Source organism: Mycobacterium sp., assembly GCF_032161845.1.
GTDB lineage: Bacteria > Actinomycetota > Actinomycetes > Mycobacteriales > Mycobacteriaceae > Mycobacterium.
The window spans coordinates 1-2,755 of sequence record NZ_JAVRQA010000316.1 but is presented as its reverse complement, the minus strand read 5'-3'; the positions used below and the strand labels follow the sequence as shown (position 1 = coordinate 2,755).

The window sequence follows — 2,755 nt, the reverse complement described above, 5'->3', positions numbered from 1 at the left end:
TGGGCTGCGGAACCGGCTTCTTCCTGCTCAACCTGATTCAGGCGGGTGTCGCTCGGCGCGGCTCGGTGACCGACCTCTCGCCGGGCATGGTCAAGGTGGCCACGCGCAACGGCCTCTCACTGGGCTTGGACGTCGACGGACGTGTCGCCGACGCCGAGGGCATCCCGTACGAGGACGACACGTTCGACCTTGTCGTCGGACACGCTGTGCTACACCACATCCCGGACGTGGAGCTCTCTCTACGCGAGGTCATCCGCGTCCTCAAGCCGGGTGGCCGGTTCGTCTTCGCGGGAGAACCGACCACGGCGGGGAACGTGTACGCCCGTCAGCTCTCGACCCTGACGTGGCGCGTCGCCACCAACGTGACCAAGCTGCCTGGCCTTTCCGGCTGGCGTCGTCCCCAGGAAGAACTCGACGAGTCGTCGCGCGCCGCGGCGCTGGAAGCCGTGGTGGATCTGCACACCTTCGAGCCGAGCGACCTCGAACGCATGGCCGCCAATGCCGGAGCGGTCGAGGTCGCCACCGCCAGCGAGGAGTTCACCGCCGCCATGTTCGGCTGGCCGGTGCGCACGTTCGAGGCGTCGGTGCCTGCGGGCCGCCTGGGTTGGGGTTGGGCGAAGTTCGCGTTCCGCGGCTGGATCGGCCTGTCCTGGGTGGACGCCAACGTGTGGCGTCACGTCGTGCCGAAGGGCTGGTTCTACAACGTGATGGTGACCGGGGTCAAGCCGTCCTAGCGTTCACGCTCGAAGACGTCGCGTATCTCAGCGGCGAAGTCGGCGCGCGTGCGCTTGACCAGGTGGCCGCATATCAGCTGACCGACGCGACGCGAATAGCCGACATCGCCTCGGCGCGAGCGAATTTCGGCGACCGCGCCCCGGTGCTGATCGAGACCACACTGCTGCGCCGCAGGGCCGGCGCCAAGTTCCCCGACCCGTCGGGCTGGCTGTTCACCGACGAGGCGTTGCAGCAGGCGACCGCGAGATCGGTTGCGGCACATAGGGTACGGCGCCTCGTCGGCGCCACCGTGCACGACGTCACCTGCTCGATCGGCACCGAGATCGCGGCGCTGCGGGACTCGGCTGCCCGGGTCGTCGGTAGTGACGTCGACCCCGTTCGGCTGGCCATGGCGCGCCACAACCTGGCCAGTGTCGGCAACGAGGTGACGCTATGCCTTGCAGACGCCTTGCGGCCGGTGACGCGCGATGCCGTCGTCGTCGCCGACCCGGCACGACGCAGCGGCGGGCGCCGTCGCTTCGACCCGCGGGACTACACACCGGCATTGGACGCTCTGCTCGACGTGTACGCGTCTCGCGAGTTCGTCGTGAAGTGTGCTCCGGGAATCGATTTCGACCAGATCCGCAGACTCGGATTCGCCGGCGAGATCGAGGTGACGTCGGCGGCAGGCGGTGTTCGAGAGGCATGCCTCTGGTCGCGCGGCCTTGCCGAGCCAGGGGTGACGCGCCGTGCGACGGTTCTCGACCGAGGCGAGGAGATTACCGACGCCGATGGTGACGACTGTGCCGTCGGCCCCGCGGGGCGGTGGATCGTCGACCCGGACGGCGCGGTGGTGCGAGCGGGACTGGTGCGGCACTACGGCGCGCGACACGGTCTGTGGCAACTCGATCGCAACATCGCATACCTGTCTGGCGACGAGCTGCCGGACGGCGTGCGGGGATTCGAGGTCCTCGACGAAGTCGACTACGGCGAACGGATTCTGCGCCAAGCCCTTTCGACGCGGGACGTCGGGGCAGTGGAGATTCTGGTGCGCGGCGTCGACGTCGATCCGGACGTGCTGCGGCCACGGCTGCGGCTGCGTGGTTCGCAAAGACTGTCGGTGGTCATCACCAGAATCGGGAGCGGTGCGGCCGGTCGCGCGGTCGCCTATATTTGCCGACCGTCGAGATGATCCCGGTATTGTGGCGTCCGCGGTGACGGTGCCGCTCTTCCGTGGAGGTTCTATAGATGCGCATGCCCCACCTGGCCCTCGCCGTTGCGGCAGCAGTCGCAATCGGATGGTCGGGCGTCGTAGTGGCTTCCGCGGCGCCGCCGAAGTGCTCTGACCTCGACGGAGTGCCCGTCGAGGTGGCCCCGCCCGTCGTTCCGACCCCGGCCACCGCCCTCGCCACCTCCGCGGCCCCTAGCCCCACCACCGCGCCGACCACCCCCACCCCTGGCTCGCCGACTCCGGGGCCCACCCTTGGCACGTCGGCACCTGGTCAGACGTGCCAGATCCAGAAGAGCGACCCCGCCTACTCGCTGGACATCGTCTACCCGCTCGACTTCCCGGACGGGAAGGCGGTCTCCGCATACGTCCAGCAGACGCGTGACGGATTCCTCAACGTCGCGAAGTCCGGCTCGCCGCGGGACATGCCATACGAACTCGACACGACCATGACGCAGTACAACTCGGCAATGCCGCCGCGAGGCACCCAATCCCTGGTGTTCAAGACCTACCAAAGTGTTGGCGGCACCCACCCGCAGACCTTCTACCAGGCGTTCAACTGGGACCAGGCGTACCGCAAGCCGATCACGATCGACAACCTGTTCAGGGAGGGGACCGCGCCCTTCCCGCTGATCTTCCCCGTCGTGCAGGCCGAGGCGACGAAGCAGTTCGGCGAGACCGCGGCGATCTCTCCCGGGGTCGGCTTGGATCCATCGAAGTACCAGAACTTCGCCATCACCAATGACGCCGTCATCTTCTTCTTCGACCAGGGCGAGCTGCTTCCCGAGTCGACGGGTGCCTTCTCGGTGTCCG

The 2,755-nt window shown here is 67.9% G+C and carries 3 protein-coding genes; all 3 read left to right on the top strand.

All coding sequences use genetic code 11. From position 1 onward, the window contains the following. The coding region (locus QOD90_RS17140) for a class I SAM-dependent methyltransferase (RefSeq protein ID WP_526351798.1) at positions 1 to 734 on the top strand (734 nt) is incomplete at its 5' end. Further along, positions 692 to 1,906, top strand: a complete 1,215-nt coding sequence (locus tag QOD90_RS17135; protein ID WP_526351800.1) for a THUMP-like domain-containing protein — start codon at positions 692 to 694, stop codon at positions 1,904 to 1,906. The genes QOD90_RS17140 and QOD90_RS17135, both read left to right, overlap by 43 nt. Before the next feature lie 56 nt (positions 1,907 to 1,962). Next, on the top strand, positions 1,963 to 2,755 hold a 793-nt coding region (locus QOD90_RS17130; RefSeq protein ID WP_526351796.1), incomplete at its 3' end, for an esterase.